This window comes from Faecalibacterium sp. IP-1-18, assembly GCF_023347355.1.
Lineage (GTDB): Bacteria > Bacillota > Clostridia > Oscillospirales > Ruminococcaceae > Faecalibacterium > Faecalibacterium prausnitzii.
In genome coordinates, this window is the sequence record NZ_CP094472.1 from 2,404,472 (window position 1) to 2,423,252 (window position 18,781).

Sequence of the window (18,781 nt, forward strand, 5' to 3'; positions counted from 1 at the left end):
ATGCTGTGTCCTCCTTATTCCATGATGATGTCGTTGATATCGCCGCCGCCGGGGATCATGGGCAGCACCTTTTCGTCCTTGTCAATGATGCACTCGATCCAAGTGGGGCCTTTCTGCTGCAAGGCATCTGCAAAGGCTTCCTGAAACTCCGGCAGATTGGTGCAGCGGTAGCCCTTCAGGCCAAAGCCGTCTGCCAGCTTGACAAAATCGGTCTTGCGGTGGGGGTCGGTCTGGCTGTAACGCTTGCCGTAAAAGCTGGTCTGCCACTGGCGCACCATGCCCAGCACCGAGTTATTGAAGATGACCGTGATGATGGGCAGCTCGTAGCTGACAGCGGTGCAGGCTTCGTTCAGGTTCATGTGGAAGGAGGCGTCACCAGTAAACATCACCACACGCTGCTGGCGTCCCAGTGCCATCTGGGCACCAATGGCAGCGCCGTAGCCAAAGCCCATGGTGCCAAGGCCGCCGCTGGTGATAAAGCCACGGCTCTTGGTGTGGCGCAGGTACTGCGCCGCCCACATCTGGTGCTGACCCACGTCGGTAACATACACGGCGTCGGGGCCGCACTGGTTGCACACCTCGCCGATGACCTGATGGGGCATCAGCCGGGTGGGGTCAGACACGGGGTGGTAATCCTGTGCCTGCCAGCTCTGGATCATCTTCATCCATTCCGGGTGCTTGGCGGGCTTGATCTGGGGCAGCATGGCGTTCAGTACATAGGCTGCATCGCCCACGATGGAAAGATCCACATCCACGTTCTTGCCCAGCTCGCTGGCGTCAATATCGATCTGGATGATGGTGGCGTTTTTGGCAAAGGTCTTGGGGTTCAGCGCCACGCGGTCGGAAAAGCGGGTACCCACCGCGATGAGCACATCGCACTCTGCCACCGCCCGGTTGGAGGTGTAGCAGCCGTGCATCCCCAGCATCCCCAGATTCATCGGGTCGCCGTAGGGCACAACGCCTGCGGCCATCAGGGTGTAGGTTGCGGGAATCTCCGCCTTGTGCAGCAGATCCCGCAACGGCTGGCAGCTGGCTGCGCTGCGCACGCCGCCGCCAAAGTACACCAGCGGACGCTGTGCGGCGTTGATGAGGTCTGCCGCCCAGTGCACCTGCTCCTCATTATAGGTAGTCACGGTGCGGATAGGCTCCGGCTGCTTGGGGGTGAACTCGCACACTGCTGCAGTCACGTCCTTGGGGATATCCACCAGCACCGGGCCCTTGCGGCCGCTCTGCGCAATGCGGAAGGCTGCCCGCATGGTGTCAGCCAAGTCCTCTACCCGGCGCACCGTGAAGTTATGCTTTGTGATGGGCACCGTAATGCCCTCGATGTAAGCTTCCTGAAAGCCGTCCTTGCCGATGCTGCTGGTGGGCACGTTGCCGGTAAAGGCCACCATGGGCACCGAGTCCATATAGGCGGTGGCAATGCCGGTGACCAGATTGGTGGCACCCGGGCCGCTGGTAGCCAGCACCACGCCGGTGCGGCCGGTGGCGCGGGCGTAGCCGTCCGCAGCATGGGCTGCGCCCTGCTCGTGGGCGGTAAGCACATGGGTGATGCGGTCGGCATTCTTATACAGCTCGTCGTAAAGGTTCAGCACAGCGCCGCCGGGGTAGCCAAAAAGAGTGTCCACTCCCTGCTCGCACAGGACCTCTACAAAGATCTGAGAACCATTCAACTGCATGGTGTTGCTCCTATTCCTGTTCCACTTCTTATCCATTCCCCCGGGGAGAGCTTTTGAAAAAGAAAAAGCCCTTGTCCCCTGCTTTCTTCAAGAGACAAAGACCTTGTAACATCAAGCTCTCTGCGGTACCACTCTCGTTGGCGTGCTGTGCACACCCTCTCACGGGCTTCCAACAAAGCCCTGCACGGTAACGGCTGCAACCGGCGCTGCTTACAGGGGTTTGCACCCGTTGGGCAGGCTGCTCCGGGATGATTTTCCGCACGAAACGCTGACTGCCTTGCACCAGACGGCAGCTCTCTGAACAGTGGGGATCGTGTGGTACTTTTTCCCATCTGCGCATTTGTTGATGTAAATTATACTATAAACCGGGCTTTTGTCAATCGACAATTTGTAACCTGAATCACCCCAAAGATGAAGCATTTTTAACACCCCTTGCATCCCCGCCCGAACCGCTGTATACTTTTGATATCCGCGTACCTGCGTTTTGTAGGGTATGTGCCAATGGAGAGGAAAAGGGATCGACCTATGAAACTGAGAGAATGGAATGCCCATCTGCATGGGCTTGTTGTGTTCCGCGCCCTGCTGAACGACCCTGTTGTGGCAAAGCTTTTAGACCTGACCGACCGCATGGAAGCCGGCAGCACCTCCTACGGCCCGGTGTGCGATGCCGTAGCCGCCTTTGAGGCCGCTTTGTTCGAGTACACCACCAACTGGGGCAGCTACCTGAGCAATGCTGTGCTGGAGGCCGAGACCATCTGCGTGCGGCAGGCCGCCGCCGGGCAGCTGGACGCGCTGCTGCAAAGCGCCTTGGACAGCGAGCTGCAGTTTTTGCAGCAGCTGTGCGGGCTGACGCTGGACGAGCTGTTTCAGACCGCCTACTCGGAGCAGGCGCAGCGGCCGGAGTTGGCGTTCCTGCCCCGGTGGCAGACCTGTGAGCTTGACCTTGCCGCCGCCTACGCCCAGCGCATGAGCGAGGTGGGCAAAAAGGGCTACGGTATGTTTGCAAAGCACCATGTATTCACGGTGGAGAACGGCCAGCTTGTGCCGGTAAAATACCCCGACCCGCAGCGCCTTTCCGAGCTGCCAGGCTACGAGAAGGAGCGGGAAAAGGTGATCGCCAACACAAAGGCACTGCTAGCCGGGATGCCCGCCAACAATGTGCTGCTGTACGGTGACGCCGGTACCGGCAAATCCAGCGCGGTAAAGGCCATTGCCAACGAGTTTGCGCCCGAGGGACTGCGGCTGGTAGAGGTAAAAAAGAACCAGCTGTACCAGATCCCCGACCTGATGGATAAGCTGGCGGCAAACCCGCTCAAGTTCATTTTGTTCATCGACGACCTGAGCTTTACCGCCAACGACGACAACTTTGCCGCCCTGAAGGCCATTTTGGAGGGCAGCGTAGGCGGCCGTGCCCAGAACATTGCGGTGTACGCCACCTCCAACCGCCGCCACCTCATCAAGGAGACTCTCTCAGACCGCACCGGCGACGACATCCACGAAGCCGACACCCGGCAGGAGCTGATGAGCCTTTCCGCCCGGTTCGGCCTGACGGTCACCTTCCAGCGGCCGGAAAAGGCACGGTTCGAGACCATTCTGGAGGAGCTGGCAAAGCAGCACAACATCCAGATGCCCACCGAGCAGCTGCTGCTCAAGGCCGAGGCCTTTGCCCTGCGTGCCGGCGGCCGCAGCCCCCGGGTGGCCAAGCAGTTCATCGAGCAATGCGAGGCCGGGGTGCAGAAGTAAATGCACCAGTTTTAAGCGTTATCAAAAAACGGGACACCAAAGCATCCGCAGATGCTTCGGCGTCCCGTTTTTCCTATCTTTATTCGCTCAGTCCCGCACGGCGATGCACTCAATCTCCAGCTTTGCGCCCTTGGGGATGGCTGCCACCTGCACGCAGCTGCGGGCGGGGAACGGCTCGGCAAAGGCCTTGGCGTACTCTGCGTTCACTGCGGCAAAATCGTTGATGTCGGCCAGAAAGATCACCGTCTTGACCACGTTGTTCATGGAAAGCCCCGCCTCGGCCAGAATCGCTTTCAGGTTGGCAAGGCTCTGTGCGGCCTGCTGCTCCACGGTATCGGCCATGGTGCCGGTGGCGGGGTCTACCGGGAGCTGCCCGGAAACAAACACCATATTGCCCAGATCCAGTGCCTGACTGTAAGGGCCGATGGCGGCAGGTGCGTTGGCGGTAGATACGACTTTCATGGTATATTTTCTCCTTTATATTACATCAGGTTTAGAACAAATTCGCTTTTTTCTTCGGATAGAGCCAGATGAGGGGGTAATTTCCCGTAAGCCGCTGCTTGCCTGTGCCCTCATCCGTCTGCTCACTCCGTTCGCATCCACCTTCCCCCGTCCGGGGGAAGGTTTTCACTCTTGCAAACGATGAAGTTTACACCCGCTCGCTGACCAGCTGGAAACCGGCCTTCGTCAGCTCTGTGCGGATCTGCTCGATCTGGGCGGCATCGCGGGTCTCCAGCGTCAGCTTGAGGAAGCAGCTGGAAATGGGCATATTGGGGTCGGAGCCATCGTGCTGCACCGACACCACGTTGCTGCCGCAGCGGGACACCACCTCGGCCACCTTTTTCAGCTGGCCGGGTTTGTCCTCCAGTGCGATGGTCAGATTTGCCTTGCGGCCGCTCATCACAAGGCCGCGGGTGATAACGCGGTTCAGGATATTCACATCAATGTTGCCGCCGGAGATGACGCAGGCCACCTTTTTGCCCTCTACCGGCAGCTTGTGGAACAGCACCGCCGCCACCGGCACAGCGCCTGCACCCTCGGCCACCAGCTTCTGGTTCTCCATCAGGGAGAGGATGGCCGCCGCCGTCTCGTCCTCGGTCACGGTGACGATATCGTCCACATACTGCTCGCACAGCTGGTAGGTCAGCTCGCCCGGGGTCTTGACCTGAATGCCGTCCGCAAAGGTGGAAGCAGATTTCAGGGTCTGGTACTTGTGCTCGTGCAGGCTGCGGTACATACTGGGGGCACCCTCGGCCTGTACGCCGTACACCTTGACCTCCGGGCGCAGGGTCTTGATGGCAAAGGCAATGCCGGAGATCAGTCCGCCGCCGCCCACCGGCACCACCACAGCGTCCACATCCGGCAGCTGGTCAAGGATCTCCAAGCCGATGGTACCCTGCCCGGCGATGACCTGCTCGTCATCGTAGGGGTGGATAAAGGTCATGTCGTACTCCTTTTGCAGCTGCACGGCCTTGTCGTGGGCTTCGTCGTAGGTGCCGGGCACAAGGCAGACCTCCGCGCCCAGATTTTTGGTGTTTTCCACCTTCATCAGGGGTGCGCCGTCCGGCATACAGACGATGCTGCGGATGCCGCGCCGGGTAGCCGCCAGCGCCACACCCTGCGCATGGTTGCCCGCAGAGCAGGCAATGACGCCCTTGGCGCTCTCCTCCTCGGAAAGCTGGCTGATTTTATAGTAAGCGCCCCGCACCTTAAAGCTGCCGGTGGCCTGCAGGTTCTCGGTCTTAAGGTACAGCTGGCAGTCCTTGGACAGCTTGGGGGCTTCGATGAGGTCGGTCTTGCGCGCTACGTCCTTCAGCACAAAGGCGGCGTGGTAGATCTTATCCAGAGTCAGCATGACAGATACTTCCTTTATTTTTCGTGATGTCATCCAGTATAAGTTACAAAAATTGTTTTGTCAAATGAATTCCATTCACGATAAAAGGCGTAAAAAAGAGAAAGGCAGTGGTAAAGCCACCGCCTTTCTCTTTTTATTCTCATTACCGCCCACGGCCACCGCCGCCGCCATGGCTGGAACCACCGCCCATGCCACCGAAGCCGCCGCCAAAGCTGCCGCGCCCGGCACCTCCCCCGAAGGAGCCGCCGCCCATGCCGCCAAAGCCGCCGTAGAAGCCGCCCGGCGGGGGCGGCGGGTTATGCGGGCCGCGCCGCCGTCCACGGGGAGGCCGCGGCCCACCGAAGCACCACAGCCAGCCGCAGGGGCTGGCAAAAACATAGGCCATCGACCGGATAATGACGATGAGCAGCACAACGCTGACCACAAGGGTCAGGATGTCGGTCAGGGTGCTGCCGCCGCTGCTCTGCCCGCCCTGATAGCCGGGCTGCACGGTGCTGCCGTTGCCGCCGGAAAGGCTGACTCCGTAAATATCCGCGATGGTGTTTGCCACGTTGCGGGCACAGGTGGTCACCGCGCCGTCATAATTCTTTGCGGCGAACTGGTCTTCCATGGTCTGGGCGATGGCGCTGGACTGCTTTGCCAGCGTGGTGTTGCGGAAGCCGTCGCCATAGGTCAGGTAGTAGTCGCCGTCCGCATACTGTGCCGACTCCATCACAAGCAGGATCAGAACACCGTTATTGTTGGAGGACGAACCGATACCCCAGGCGTTGAAAGCCTGTGTGGCGTAATCCTCTGTGGAATCATTGCCTGTGTATTCTACTGTCAGTACACCGATTTGCGCGCCGCTGCAGCTGGATTCCAACTGGGCGTTCAGTTCGGTGATGGTCTGCACGGTGCTGCTGCTCAGCACACCAGCACCATCCACCACGCACTGATCTTTGGGCAGGCTGGGCAGCTGGGCGGCAAAGGCCGCCGGGCACAGCACCGCCGCGCTGAGCACCACGGCCAGCACCAGTGCGCTGATACGTTTTGCAAAGTTTTTCATGCGAAGGGTTCAACCTCCTTCACGCCGGACAAAGCGCCCAGCACACTGGCCGGGAAGCCGCCGACTTCCTTCTGATATTCATACACCGCCGTATTGTACTGCAAAGTACCAATGATGGTGGCTGCGCTGTTGAACTGACCGTACTGCCCCTGCACCGCGCCCATCTTCATGGGGTCGGCGGCCTGCTCCTGCAACTTTGCATACAGCTGGTCGATGGCAGCGCCCAGTGCCTGATCGGCCTGATACAGCGCGTGCATCGCGCTGCCCTGATAATAGGGCAGCGAGGTCAGCGACTGGCTTTTACCGCCGTTCTGCACCGCCTGCAGACAAGCGGAGAAATCGTTCAGCGCCGTCTGTGCAGCCAGCACCTCGGCGCTGTCTGCGCCAAGGGTGTTGGAGGCAGTGGTCAGAATATTCGCCGCCGTATTCTCCCGGGTGGTCAGCTCCTCGCTCAGGTTATAACCGTTGTCGGCGGCGACCCCTGCGGTGAACCACTGACGGGCAGTGTTGTACTTGCCGCGCAGCTTGGCGCTGCCAAAGCCGAAAAAGGCGGCCAGCATCACCACTACGCTCAAGGCCAGCGCCGCCGCCCGGGTGGAAAGCGCAGCGGGCAGCTTTGCTTCCAGTGCGGCCAGCTTCTGCTGGCGCGGGGTCAGCGTTACGGCCTGCTCCGGCTTTGCTTTTTCGCGGTAGCTGCCCGCGTCAAAGCCGCCGGGAGCGGTTTGTTTGTTCTGAGAAAAATCAGCGTTTGCCATTTCAGCTCCGGATCTCCATCATTTTGGTTTTCAGTTCGTCCTCGATGCGGGTCAGCTCCTGCTCGGCGGCGGCGCGCTTTGCGCGGCCCTCGCTCTGGATCTTGTTCAGTTCGTCCAGCGTCTCGATTAGGCTCTTGTTGGTCTGCTGTAGCGTCTCGATATCCACGATGCCGCGCTGGCTCTCCTTGGCAGTCTCAATGGTGCCCAGCTTCAGCGCCTCGGCGTTCTTCTTCAGCAGGTCGTTGGTCATGTTGGTCACGGCGCGCTCGGCCTGCATGGCCTGCTGGCTGTGTGCCAGCCCCAGTGCCAGCACCATCTGGTTCTTCCACAGCGGGATGGTGTTCACGATGGTGGACTGAATCTTTTCCGCCATCATGGTGTTGTTGTTCTGCAGCAGACGGATCTGTGGGCCCATCTGCAAACTGATGTTGCGGGTCAGCTCCAGATCATACAGCTTTTTCTCAAAGCGCTCGCACTGGTCGGCAAGGTCGCGGGCGGCCTGTGCATCCTCCGGCAGACCGGAGACCTTGGCCTTGTCCATAGCCTGCTGCAATTCGTTGGCACGCACATCAGCCAGCTTTTTCTTGCCGGCAAGGATATACATGCTCAGTTCCTTGAAGTAGGCCATGTTCAGCTCGTACATCTTGTCCAGCATAGCGATATCCTTGAGCAGCTGCACCTGATGGGCTTCCAGCATGGACTGGATCTTTTCCACGTTGGTCTCGGTCTTGTCGTACTTGGTCTTGAGGGCATCCAGCTGGCTGGTTTTCTTCTTGAAGAAGCCCATAATGCCCTTCTGCTGCTCCTCGTTGGCATCAAAGCTCTTCAGCTCGCCAATGAGGTTGGTGATCATATCGCCCACCTCGCCCAGATCCTTGGTGGACACCTTGGAGAGGGCTGCTTCGGAGAAATCGCCGATCTTCTTCTGGCAGGCAGAGCCGTACTGCAGCACCTGCTGGCTGTTGGTGATATCGATCTTCTGGGCAAACTGATCCACCATGGCCTGCTCCTCGGGGCTCAGGTTCACCTGTGCCTCCGGGGCAGGGGCAGCGGCGGGCTTTTCCTCCTGCGGCACAGCGGCGGGGGTGGGGTCCAGCGTCAGGGTGGGCACTGCGGGGGCATCCAGATCAAAATTCAGAGTATTGTCAGCCATAAGTGATTCCTTCCTTTCAAAATCCCGAGGGGATATTCTGGTTTTACTTGCTCAGGCCCTGCCCTTTCAGCATATTCTGCAAAACGGTCAGGTCTGCGGACAGGTCCATGCTCTCTGCCGCATACAGGGCATCCAGCTGGTTTTCAAAAGCCGTGGCAATGGAGGCGGCGTTGTGCTCCACCTCGGCGCGGATGGCGGCGGCGTTCTCGCCCCGCACACCCTGCTTTGCAAGCTTTGCATACTGCTGCAGAACGTTTACGGCGTCCGGCAGATAGTAGTTGGCAAACCGGCGCACCTGCTTTGCCTTGGCAGGGTTTGCCTCCACCGCCTCCACGATGGATCGTCCCGCCTTTTCCATACGGGTCATGGCGGCGGACAGCTGCGGGTCGGGCAAAGCCTCGTTCAGTGCGTGCAGGGTGTCCAGCTTCTGCTGGATATCGGTCAGCATCTGGTCCACATCCTCCACACCGGTGTGGAAGGGTACCTCGTGCTCCACCACCCGGGGCGGGCAGGTCTTTTTTGCCACGCCAAAGGCCACGGCGGCACCGCCCAGCGCCACCAGCAGCGCCCATAATTTATACACCGGCAGCACCGCGCACAGCACCACAAACACCAGCGCCATAGCGTAAAAAGGCAGCACGCTGGGCTTTTGGGTGCGGATGATCTTGCTCATGGTCATTTCTCCTTGTCCGGGGCAGTGCGCCCCTTATGATATCCATAATACAACGTCCGCAAAAAAACGCAAGTATCCCGCAAAAGAATTTACAGCCTTGTCATCATTTTACGATCCAGTCCGCCAGCGCAGCGCCCCAAAGCTCCTCCAGCCGGGCGGGGCTGCAGGCGGCGTTGGCGGGGCTTGTACTGGGCAGACGGACAGCCGGGATGCCGGTAAGCGGCTGCTGATATTTTGTGTAGATACGGTAAGCTGTGGCACCGTTGCAGAACACCGCCCGGATGGGTGCTTTGCGCAGCAGCCTGGCGATATCGTTGGGCACCACATCCCGGATGGAGGCATCCGATGCGCCGGTGATGGTGCAGCTTTCCAGCGTATCCCACAGCGCCAGCCCGTGGCGCAAAAGCAGCTGCTTTTTGGCGGCGATATCCTCCCGCACGGGCAGCGGCTCCCCGGTCAACGCCGCCAGCAGCGGCCAGAACCGGTTTTGCGGATGGCCGTAGTAAAAGGCCATCTCCCGGCTTTTGGGGCTGGGCCATGTGCCCAAGATCAGCGCCCGGCTGCGGTCATCGTACACCGGTGCAAAGCTCATAAGCTGCCGCCTGCACTTTCAATATTGCCCCATGCGGAGCCAAAATCTTTGCCGGAGGGCTCCGCGCGGGGGCCGTCGAACCACAGTTCCTCGATCAGCGCCGCCACGCCGTCCTCCCGCACGTCCCCGATGATCCGGTCGGCAGCGGCCTTGGCGTCCGGGGTGCCGTTTGCCATGCAGGCACTCAGGCCCGCGACTTTCAGCATCCCCACATCGTTGGCAGAATCGCCCACAGCCACGGCATCCGCCAGCGTAAGCCCCATCTGTGCACACAGGTCGGCAAGCCCTACGCCCTTATCCATGCCGCCGCGCACGATATCGTAGTAGCAGTAGCCGTCCGCGTTCTGCGCGCCCGTCTGCATCCAGTGCAGGCCAAGGTAGCCGTATTTTTCGTGGAAGCGCTCCACTTCCTGCGGCGGCATGGCGGCAAAGGCGGCGTGGGGCATATCCACCAGATGCCGGTCCTGATCCTCGCCGTCCACGCAGTCCAGCCCGGGGCTGTTCATCATCTGGTAGCCGGTGTGCAGATACTCGTACTCGCAGTAGGCGTAATAGGCATCCCGGAAGTTGAATTGCAGCGGGTAGTTATAATCCTCGCAAAAATCCACCAGCACATACATCTCCTCGCTGGTAAGCGGATGCTCGGCTATTACGTTGCCCTGCCCGTCCACCACGCAGGCACCGTTGCAGGTAATGGCGTAGTCGTACCGGATGCCGCCCAGCTGGTTTTTATCCCGGATGCCCGGGTAGGAGCGGCCGGTGCTGAGCACAAACTTACCCCCGGCGGCTTGCAGCTTTTTTACCGCCTTTACCACCGCCGGGCGGGGCTTTGCTTCGCCAAAGGGCATCAGCGTGTTGTCGTAATCGCTTGCCAGAATCTTATATTGCATGGTCATCTCTCCTGTGTGCATCGTTTTCTCCCAGTATAACACATTTCAAAGTCCAGCGGGAGAGGGGGAAAAGAAAAATGGGACAGCAGAATGTCCGCAGGCATTCCACTGTCCCGAAATCCAAAATATTTTCCTTATCAGGCAAACACCGCCACGACCACCTGCATGGCCACGCCCACAAAGGCACCGGCGGCCCATGTCAGGCCGGTGATGAAGAGGTTCTGCTTCCACGAGGGGTTGGCGCGCCACAGCACAGCCAAGCCCACACCCGCACCGGTGCACAGCCCCGCCACAAGGCTGGAAAAGCGCAGCGCACCTTCCACATACAGCTGTGTCAGCAGCACGCTGGCGGCGCAGTTGGGGATCAGCCCCACCAGAGCCGCCACCACCGGCTGGAAGAAGCCCATGCCGCCCAGCATCTCGGCAAACACGTCCTCGCCCACGCCTTCCACGATCATGCCGAACACCAGACTGAAAGCGAAGATGAACACAAAGATCTCCAGCGTGTGGCGCAGCGCCGCCTGCCAGATGGGCTTTTCGTTGCCCTCGGCATCGCTGTGCTCCTCGTGGCAGTCCACCTCGTCCGCATGGCCGGTGTAGCCGCCCCGCAGCCCCTTGGGCAGCACGCCCCGCAGCACAAAATCCAGCACAAAGCCCACCACGATGGCGTACACCACCTTGATGACCATCAGGACGGCCAGCTTATCCCAGTAGGTCGGCATGGAGACCAGCAGCGGGATCGCTTCGTCGCTGGTGGCAAGGTACACCGCCATCAGCGTGCCCAGCGTGATGACCCGGGAGGCGTAGAAGTTGGACGCAATGGCGGAGAAGCCGCACTGCGGCACACAGCCCAGTACCGCGCCCGGCACAGCGCCCCAGCGCCCGCTGCCCGCCAGCAGCGCCTCGATGCGCTCACCGTGGCGGTGCTCGATATACTCGATCAGCAGGTAGGCCAGAAACAGAAAGGGCAGCATCTTGGCGGTATCCACCAAGGTTTCGCCCAGAACACCCAAAAACAATTCCATAAATAATCGCTCCAAAGACCCGCAGGGGGTCGTCTCTCAACAATTTGCAATCAGTTTGCATTTTCGTGCAGGGAAGATTATACACGATATCCTTTCCAATTGCAATACCAAATTGCAAATTGGTTGCAATTTTATGTTATGGAACATTGCAGCGCGTAAAAAGCGTGAAAAAGAGGTTCTGAAAAGCCCGCGGGCTTTTCAGAACCTCAAAATTTCAAATCATTCTTCCGCTGATGATGCGCAGAGCAACGCGGAGCGCATTCCAAATCGTCCCACGCGGCAAGGAAGCTGCGGTCTGTTTTACCCCTTCAGCGGTACAAAGCCCACAAGGTCTTTGACCACCTCGCCGCCGATGATCAGACCGGCCACTGAGGGCACAAAGGCGTTGGAGCCCGGCACGGTGCGCCGTGCAGTGCACTTGCGCTGAGTGCCCGGGGGACAGATGCAGTGGTCCTTGCAGCTGATGGAGTCATCCTCGATGGGAGTCATGACAGGCTCCTTGGAGTAGACCACCTTCAGGTGCTTGATCTTGCGCTTGCGGCACTCGATACGCATCACCTTGGCAAGCGGGCAGACCGAGGTCTTATAGATGTCAGTCACCTCAAAGCGGGTGGGGTCCATCTTGTTACCTGCGCCCATGGAGCAGATGATGGGGGTGCCCGCCTCCTTGCATTTCATCACCAGCGCCAGCTTGCCGGTAACGGTGTCGATGGCGTCCACCACATAGTCGTACTGGGTAAAGTCGAAGTCGTCCTGCGTCTCCGGGCCAAAGAAGCACCGGTGGGTGGTCACCTTGATGTTGGGGTCGATATCGTGGATGCGCTGTTCTGCCACATCCACCTTATACTGCCCTACCGTGCTGCGGGTGGCGATGATCTGACGGTTGAGATTGGTCAGGCAGACCTTATCGTCATCGATCAGATCCAGTGCGCCCACGCCGCTGCGTGCCAGTGCCTCCACCGTATAGCCGCCCACACCGCCAATGCCAAACACTGCCACCCGGGCGTGGTGCAGCTTTTCCATAGCCTCTGCACCCAGCAGCAGCTGGGTACGGGAATATTGATCCTGCATTTTGTTCTCCTTACTTTTCTACGCGGGTGATGGTGCCGCCGCCCAGCACCACATCACCCTGATACAGCACGGCAGCCTGTCCCGGGGTGGGGGCACGCTGGGGCTGGTCGAATTCCAGCCGGAAGCCGTTTTCTGCGGGGTAAACGGTGGCCTGCTGCTCGGCCTGATGATACCGGGTGCGGGCGGTGACCCGCAGCGGCCCGGTCAGCGCCGGAATGGCGATCCAGTTCACATCCTCTGCGTAAACGATGCTGTCAAACAGTTCGCTTTCCGGCCCGACGGTGACGGTATTGGCCTGCATATCCTTGCCGCAGACGTACACCGGCGCACCCAGTGCGAGGCCAAGCCCCTTGCGCTGCCCCAGCGTGTAGCGCACTGCGCCGCTGTGGGTGCCCACCACCTTGCCGCTCCGATCCAGAAAATCCCCGGCAGGGTAGTGCTTGCCGGTAAACTGCTCCATAAAGCGGGCATAGTCGCCGTCCGGCACAAAGCAGATATCCTGACTGTCGTGCTTTTGGGCGTTGATAAAGCTGTGCTCCTGCGCGATCTCTCGTACCTCAGTCTTGTGCAGCGCACCCAGCGGCAGGCGGATATGTGCCAGCTGCTCCTGCGTAAGGTTATACAGCACATAGCTCTGATCCTTGCCCTCGTCCAAGCCCTTTTTCAGCAGCCAGCGGCCGGTGGCTGCATCCTGCTCCACCCGGGCGTAGTGGCCGGTAACCACATACTCCATGCCGTGTTCTTCCGCCCAGTCCAGCAGGTGGCGGAACTTCATATATTTATTGCAGTCGATGCAGGGGTTGGGGGTACCGCCCGCCTCGTAGACGCGGATAAATTTTTCAATGATCTGCGCCCGGAAATCGGCGGTGAAATCCAGCACCTGATACGGCATATCCAGTGCAAAGGCCACCTCGGCGGCGTCCTCGATATCCTTTTCCGAGCAGCAGGTCTGGTAGCCGGACTGTCCCAGCGTTTCGTTGTGGGTGAGCCGCATGGTGATGCCGGTGCAGTCGTAGCCTGCCTGCTGCATCAGACAGGCCGCCACCGAGCTGTCCACGCCGCCGCTCATGGCAATGAGGGCGCGGGGACGGTTTGCAGGGTTCTGTGTGGTCATAGGTTCTCCTTTTATGGGTTCAACATACTAAAGCAGTAGTATAATACTACCGCAGCATAAACCGCTTGTCAAGACGCTATAATTTTCTGCGCCGCAGCCAGCAGTGCCGGTTTTTCGTTGGGGTACTCTGCGCGTATCACGCCGTCCAGCAGCGCTTCCAGCACCCGGCGCAGCGCAGGCCCTGCCGGGATGCCCGCCGCCATCAGGTCGCGTCCGTTCACCGCCAGCTGGCGCACCCGGCAGCATACGCCGTCAGCCTCCAGCTGCCGTGCCCGCTGCGCCGCAAGGGCGCAAGCCGGGGCAGCTTGCGGGCGCAACGCCGCGCACAGCGCACACAGCCGCTCCACGGTGCACAGCCCGTATCGGCCTAAAAGCCGCCGAAGGTGGATATCACTGGCGCGTTCCGGGGCGTGTGCGGGAGTTTCTCCGAGGACCGTCCGCTGGGGTGGGACCCTGCTGCCGCAGGCAGTAGGGCGGGCGATGGAATGGCCCGATTCGTGTCCGAGGAGAAAGCTCCCGCACACGCCCTCCCCTGCCGTTTCCCGCACCAGCACGGCGGTCTCCTCGATGCAGGCGTTGGAGCAGCGCAGCCGCTTGAGCACCCGGCGGGTGTCGGCCTCGCCCAGAGTGCCCAGCAGCGCAGCCCAGCGTACCGGCAGGTTCTCCTCCCCCGCCGGGCAGGCATCCACCACCGGCTTTGCGGCTTCAAGCGCCGCCGGGGTCAACTCCGGCAGCACCACCGCCAGCACGGCGGGTTCCAGATACGCCCCCGGCTGCGGGGCAACCAGCAGCTTTGCCAGTTCCTCCTGAATGCGCTCGGCAGAGATGCAGTCCAAATGCGGTGCCAGCTGCCGCGCCGCCCGGGCTGTGGCTGCGTCCAGCGTAAAGCCGAATCTTGCGGCAAAGCGGTACAGCCGCAGGATGCGCAGCGCGTCCTCGGTAAACCGCTGCTGCGGCTCGCCCACCGCACGCAGCAGACCGTTTTGCAGGTCTTTTTGCCCGCCAAAGGGGTCTACCAGCCCCTCGGCTGCATTATACGCCATGGCGTTGATGGTAAAATCCCGCCGGGCAAGATCCTCCCGCACGTCCGGTACGAACTGCACCGCGTCCGGGTGACGGCCATCGGTATAGCTGCCCTCGGTGCGGAAGGTGGTAGTTTCGTACAGCTGCCCGCCGTATTTGATGGTGACCGTGCCGTGCTGCAAACCGGTGGGGATGCACTGCTCTGTCCCGAACAGTTCCATCACCTGCTGCGGCAGGGCACTGGTGCACAGGTCCCAGTCGTGGGCGGTGCGCCCCAAAAGGCTGTCCCGCACGCAGCCGCCTACGGCATAGGCTGCGTAGCCCGCCGCGTGCAGGGCGTCCAGCAGGGCAGCTGCCCCGGGGTCAAGTGTCAGCTTCATTCCTCGTTCTCCTCGTAATGCAGGGTGATGCGTTTGCCGTCAAAGCCGCATTCTGCCGCCGGGAAGATGCTTTGCGCCTGTGCAAGATGCTCCTCCGGGTCGGTGACCATGGGGGAATAGTGCACCAGCCACAGCCGCTTTGCCCCGGCTTTTGCCGCCAGCGCTGCGCTTTGGCCAAAGGTGCTGTGCCCCCACTGCGCGGCCTGCTCCTGCTGCTCCGGCAGGGCATAGGTGGCATCGCAGAGCAGCAGGTCTGCCCCCTGCGCCGCCTGTTCCAGCGCCGGGCAGGGCGCACTGTCGCCGGAAAAGACGAACCGCAGCCCCTTGCGGGGCGCGCCCAGCACCTCGGCGGGCTGCACCATACGCTCTGCCAGCGGGACAGCCTGTCCCCGCTGCAAAAGCCGCCACTGGGTCACCGGTACGCCCAGTGCCCGCGCCTTTTCCGGGTCGAACCTGCCCGCCCGGGGCAAGTCCAGCCGATAGCCCAGACTGCGCACCCGGTGCTTTGTTGCCACCGGCAGCAGCGTTGCCCCGGCGGGCCATCCATCCGAAAGAGCATCCAGCGCCACAGGCTGCCCGGCGCGGCAGACCAGCGGTTTTACCGCGTAGGGCAGCGGCCCGGTCAGAGCATACACCGCCCGCCAGACCTCCAAAAGCCCCTCCGGCCCCAGCAGCACCAGCGAACGGGTGCGCCCCTGCGCCCCAAGGGTCTGCAAAAGCCCGGGCAGACCAAAAATATGATCCCCGTGGTAGTGGGTCAGACAGATGGCGTCCGCGCGCATCAGGTTCACCCCGGCGCGGCGGGCAGCGGTCTGGGTGCCCTCGCCGCAGTCCAGCAGCAGGCTGTGCCCGCCGCACTCCGCCACCGCGGCGGTCAGGGCGCGCTCCGGCAGCGGCATGGTGGCAGCCGTGCCCAGCAGTGTAATGGTCAGCATAAGCAGTTCCTCCGTGGTTCTTTCCTGTTATCTTACCACAAACCCCGCTTGTGCACAATTCTTTCTGCCGCAGCATAAGCTGGGCAAAGCCTTGAAAAAGGAGGGCGCAGCCTATGCAGCGTGACCGCAGAAAACGCTATTCCCCCGCCCGGCATCCGGTGCTTTTGCGCAGGGTGCTTTTGGTGCTGTGCATTCTGGCGGTGCTGTGGCTGGGGTACAGCTGCATGATGCCACAGCTGCTTTTTTCTGCCCGGGGCACCATGATTTTTGTGCCAGACCCGCCACTGCGGGGGTAGCGGGAAAAATTTTCATTTCATGAATCACCAGACGCAAAAACAGGGCTGCTGCACGTTACTTTGTGCAGCAGCCCTGTTTCCAATTTATAAACTTTCCAATACCTTTTTCCCGGTCAGCGGGTCGGGGATGCCCAGCAGCGCCAGTATAATGGCCATGCGGATATACACACCGTTATGCACCTGATCGAAATAAGCGGCGCGGGGGTCGTTGTCCACGTCCGGCTTGATCTCGTCGATGCGGGGGAGCGGATGCAGCACCGGCATGGTGGGCGGTGCCAGCTGCAGCAGCTTTTCGTCCAGCGCATAGCAGCCTTTCAACCGCAGATAGTCCTCTTCGTTGAAAAAGCGCTCCTGCTGGATGCGGGTCATGTACAGTACGTCCAGCCCGGGCAACTCGGCCTCAAGGTCGGCGGTCTCTTTATAGTTCTGGTGCAGCGGAGTCAGGGTCTCGTCCTTGACGTACTGCGGGATGCGCAGTTCCTCGGGCGAGATGAACACGAACCGGTTGCCCTCGAACTGGCTCAGCGCGGCGGTGAGGGAGTGCACCGTCCGGCCGAACTTGAGGTCGCCGCAGAAGCCGATGGTCAAATGATCCAGCCGCCCCTTGCGCTGGCGGATGGTCATCAGGTCAATCATGGTCTGGGAGGGGTGGGCGTGGCCGCCATCGCCTGCATTGATGACGGGCACCCGCGCATACATGGACGCCCGCAACGGTGCGCCCTCCTTGGGGTGGCGCATGGCAATGACGTCTGCATAGTTGCTCACCACACGGGCAGTATCGGCCACCGTTTCGCCCTTGCTGGCGCTGGAAAGCTGCGCCCCGGCAAAGCCCAGCGTCTTGCCGCCCAGCCGCAGCATGGCGGACTCGAAGGAAAGGCGGGTGCGGGTGCTGGGCTCGTAGAACAGGGTGGCCAGAATGCGGCCGTCACACAGGTGGGCGTAGGGCGCGGGGTCAGCCTCCATCCGGTCGGCAAGGTCGAGCAGTGCCAGCTGCTCGGCCAGAGAAAAGCTGCCGGGCTCAATAAAATGTCTCACAGCCATTCTCCCTTCAGCACAAACTTTTCGCGCTCGGCGCCGGTGGAAACAAACTGGATCTCGTGCCCCAGCTGCTTTTCAAGGAACTCCACATAGGCCTTGGCTTCCTTGGGCAGCTCCGTCCAGCTGCGGCAGCCGGAGATATCCTTGTTCCAGCCGGGCAGCAGCGTGACCACCGGCTGCACACGGTCAAGGTCGGACAGGGTGTCGAAGCGGGGGACTTCCACGCCGTCCAGCTTGTAACCGGTGATGACCGGGATCTGCTTCATGCTGCTCAGCACGTCCAGCTTGGTCAGTGCGATCTTATCCGCGCCCTGACATTGCAGGCCGTAGCGGCTGGCAACGCAGTCAAAGGGGCCTACCCGGCGGGGACGTCCGGTGGCCGCGCCGTACTCGCCGCCGGCCTTGCGCAGCTTTTCGTTCCACGCTTCGCCCATTGCATTCTCTGCTGCAAAGGGGCCTGCGCCCACGCAGGTGGAGTAGGCTTTCAGCACGCCCACCACATGGTCCAGCTTGCAGTTGGGGATGCCCGCACCCAGCGGCGCGTAGGCCGCCAGCGTGTTAGAGCTGGAAGTGAACGGGAAGATGCCGTAGTCGATATCCCGCATTGCGCCCAGCTGCGCTTCCAGCACGATGCGCTTGCCGCTATCGTGCGCCTGCTGCAAGAAAGCGCCTACATCACAGATGAAGGGCGCAAAGTACGCTGCCTGCTGCCTGCACCAGTTCAGCAGGGCATCGTAGCTCATGGGCTCCTGATGATAGCAGCCTGCCAGCTCCATGTTCTTGGCGTCCAGGATCATGTGCAGGCGGTTCTGGGTGCGCTCCTCGTCCAGATGCAAAAGGTCACCCAGCCGCAGGGTCTTTTTGCGGTACTTGTCGCTGTAAGCGTAGGCAATGCCGCGCCGGGTAGAGCCGAACGCGCCGCCCTTTTTGGCAAGGCGGTCCTCTTCCAGCCCATCCTGTACCTTGTGCCACGGCATGGAGATGGTAGCTTTATCGGAGAGCTTCAGGTTCTCCGGCTCCACCTTTACGCCGCGCGCTTCAATGGCCTCCATCTCTCCGGCCAGATGCTCGAGGTCGATCACCATACCGGTGCCCAGCACGCAGGTCACCTCCGGGTGCAGGATGCCGGAGGGCAGCAGGTTCAGGATGAACTTGCCCTTCTCGGTCACAACGGTATGACCGGCATTGTTGCCGCCCTGATAGCGCGCAACGATATCGGCATTTTCGGCCAGCAGGTCGATGACGCGGCCCTTGCCCTCATCGCCCCAGTTGATTCCAGTAACAGCGGTCAGCATAAACTTCATTTACCTTCTTTTCATTCTTGTTTCCTGTTCGCGGTGTCTATTATACGAGCGTGCAGAGAATATGTAAAAAGTATCCTGTGTATAGCAGCAATATGTTTTTTACATTGCAGAGGCTGCTGCCCGCATCCGGCACAGCCAAGCCGTAAAAAGCGCTTGCAATTCCGGCGCGCCGTGCTATGATACAAGAAGAGCATAAAGCCGCTTCTGCCG

The 18,781-nt window shown here is 60.8% G+C and carries 18 protein-coding genes and 1 other annotated feature; of the genes, 2 read left to right on the forward strand and 16 right to left on the reverse strand.

The features are described 5' to 3' along the window. Nucleotides 1-14: 14 nt before the first annotated feature. Nucleotides 15-1,679, reverse strand: a complete 1,665-nt coding sequence (gene ilvB, locus MTP43_RS11490) for a biosynthetic-type acetolactate synthase large subunit (RefSeq protein ID WP_112121381.1) — start codon at nucleotides 1,677-1,679, stop codon at nucleotides 15-17. Between the two features lie 87 nt (nucleotides 1,680-1,766). Continuing rightward, nucleotides 1,767-2,023: a binding site (T-box leader), on the reverse strand. A 181-nt stretch (nucleotides 2,024-2,204) separates the two neighbouring features. Here ilvB and MTP43_RS11495 point away from each other — a divergent pair. Continuing rightward, complete coding sequence (locus MTP43_RS11495; protein ID WP_112121380.1) at nucleotides 2,205-3,422, forward strand: ATP-binding protein; 1,218 nt, start codon at nucleotides 2,205-2,207, stop codon at nucleotides 3,420-3,422. Between the two features lie 87 nt (nucleotides 3,423-3,509). On the opposite strand, the gene MTP43_RS11500 is transcribed toward MTP43_RS11495, so the two are convergent. The 13 genes from MTP43_RS11500 to MTP43_RS11560 all read right to left on the reverse strand — a co-directional run bounded on the left by MTP43_RS11500 (nucleotide 3,510) and on the right by MTP43_RS11560 (nucleotide 15,933). Then, nucleotides 3,510-3,884 (reverse strand): RidA family protein, encoded by a 375-nt coding sequence (locus tag MTP43_RS11500; RefSeq protein WP_005920739.1) that lies wholly within the window; start codon nucleotides 3,882-3,884, stop codon nucleotides 3,510-3,512. Between the two features lie 187 nt (nucleotides 3,885-4,071). Further along, a complete protein-coding gene (ilvA, locus tag MTP43_RS11505; protein WP_015537497.1) occupies nucleotides 4,072-5,277 on the reverse strand; it encodes a threonine ammonia-lyase in 1,206 nt (401 codons plus the stop codon). 142 nt (nucleotides 5,278-5,419) lie between these two features. Beyond that, entirely contained in the window at nucleotides 5,420-6,322 is a 903-nt protein-coding gene (locus MTP43_RS11510) for a TPM domain-containing protein (protein WP_113620813.1), read from the reverse strand. After that, entirely contained in the window at nucleotides 6,319-7,077 is a 759-nt protein-coding gene (locus tag MTP43_RS11515) for a LemA (RefSeq protein WP_112121378.1), read from the reverse strand. The genes MTP43_RS11510 and MTP43_RS11515 overlap by 4 nt, the downstream gene beginning before the upstream one ends. A 1-nt stretch (nucleotide 7,078) precedes the next feature. Further along, the gene (locus MTP43_RS11520) at nucleotides 7,079-8,230 is read right to left on the reverse strand and encodes a toxic anion resistance protein (protein ID WP_097785601.1); all 1,152 of its coding nucleotides are present in this window, start codon (nucleotides 8,228-8,230) and stop codon (nucleotides 7,079-7,081) included. 43 nt (nucleotides 8,231-8,273) lie between these two features. Continuing rightward, entirely contained in the window at nucleotides 8,274-8,903 is a 630-nt protein-coding gene (locus MTP43_RS11525; protein WP_015537494.1) for a 5-bromo-4-chloroindolyl phosphate hydrolysis family protein, read from the reverse strand. A 103-nt stretch (nucleotides 8,904-9,006) separates the two neighbouring features. Then, the gene (locus MTP43_RS11530; RefSeq protein WP_015537493.1) at nucleotides 9,007-9,495 is read right to left on the reverse strand and encodes a DNA-deoxyinosine glycosylase; all 489 of its coding nucleotides are present in this window, start codon (nucleotides 9,493-9,495) and stop codon (nucleotides 9,007-9,009) included. Beyond that, entirely contained in the window at nucleotides 9,492-10,385 is an 894-nt protein-coding gene (locus MTP43_RS11535) for an HAD family hydrolase (RefSeq protein ID WP_238057042.1), read from the reverse strand. The genes MTP43_RS11530 and MTP43_RS11535 overlap by 4 nt, the downstream gene beginning before the upstream one ends. A 137-nt stretch (nucleotides 10,386-10,522) precedes the next feature. Next, nucleotides 10,523-11,410: a putative manganese transporter gene (locus MTP43_RS11540; RefSeq protein ID WP_015537491.1), complete on the reverse strand. Its 888-nt coding sequence runs from the start codon at nucleotides 11,408-11,410 to the stop codon at nucleotides 10,523-10,525. A gap of 300 nt (nucleotides 11,411-11,710) precedes the next feature. Then, a complete protein-coding gene (locus tag MTP43_RS11545; RefSeq protein ID WP_005920758.1) occupies nucleotides 11,711-12,481 on the reverse strand; it encodes a tRNA threonylcarbamoyladenosine dehydratase in 771 nt (256 codons plus the stop codon). 10 nt (nucleotides 12,482-12,491) lie between these two features. Beyond that, nucleotides 12,492-13,595 carry a tRNA 2-thiouridine(34) synthase MnmA gene (gene mnmA / locus MTP43_RS11550; protein WP_005920759.1) on the reverse strand — a complete coding sequence of 368 codons (1,104 nt, stop codon included), beginning with the start codon at nucleotides 13,593-13,595 and terminating at the stop codon, nucleotides 12,492-12,494. Nucleotides 13,596-13,663: 68 nt separating this feature from the next. Next, nucleotides 13,664-14,998: a CCA tRNA nucleotidyltransferase gene (locus MTP43_RS11555; RefSeq protein ID WP_005920761.1), complete on the reverse strand. Its 1,335-nt coding sequence runs from the start codon at nucleotides 14,996-14,998 to the stop codon at nucleotides 13,664-13,666. Then, nucleotides 14,995-15,933, reverse strand: coding sequence for a ribonuclease Z (locus MTP43_RS11560; protein ID WP_005920762.1), 939 nt, complete (start codon nucleotides 15,931-15,933; stop codon nucleotides 14,995-14,997). Before MTP43_RS11560 ends, MTP43_RS11555 begins: the two co-directional genes overlap by 4 nt. A 113-nt stretch (nucleotides 15,934-16,046) precedes the next feature. Here MTP43_RS11560 and MTP43_RS11565 point away from each other — a divergent pair, with 113 nt between their 5' ends. Then, nucleotides 16,047-16,229 (forward strand): hypothetical protein, encoded by a 183-nt coding sequence (locus tag MTP43_RS11565; protein WP_005920766.1) that lies wholly within the window; start codon nucleotides 16,047-16,049, stop codon nucleotides 16,227-16,229. 84 nt (nucleotides 16,230-16,313) lie between these two features. On the opposite strand, the gene pyrB is transcribed toward MTP43_RS11565, so the two are convergent. Together pyrB and MTP43_RS11575 are read right to left on the reverse strand one after the other, a co-directional pair. Then, a complete protein-coding gene (pyrB, locus tag MTP43_RS11570; protein WP_044959689.1) occupies nucleotides 16,314-17,264 on the reverse strand; it encodes an aspartate carbamoyltransferase in 951 nt (316 codons plus the stop codon). Further along, nucleotides 17,261-18,571: an adenylosuccinate synthase gene (locus tag MTP43_RS11575; protein ID WP_005920770.1), complete on the reverse strand. Its 1,311-nt coding sequence runs from the start codon at nucleotides 18,569-18,571 to the stop codon at nucleotides 17,261-17,263. Before MTP43_RS11575 ends, pyrB begins: the two co-directional genes overlap by 4 nt. Between the last annotated feature and the right edge of the window lie 210 nt (nucleotides 18,572-18,781).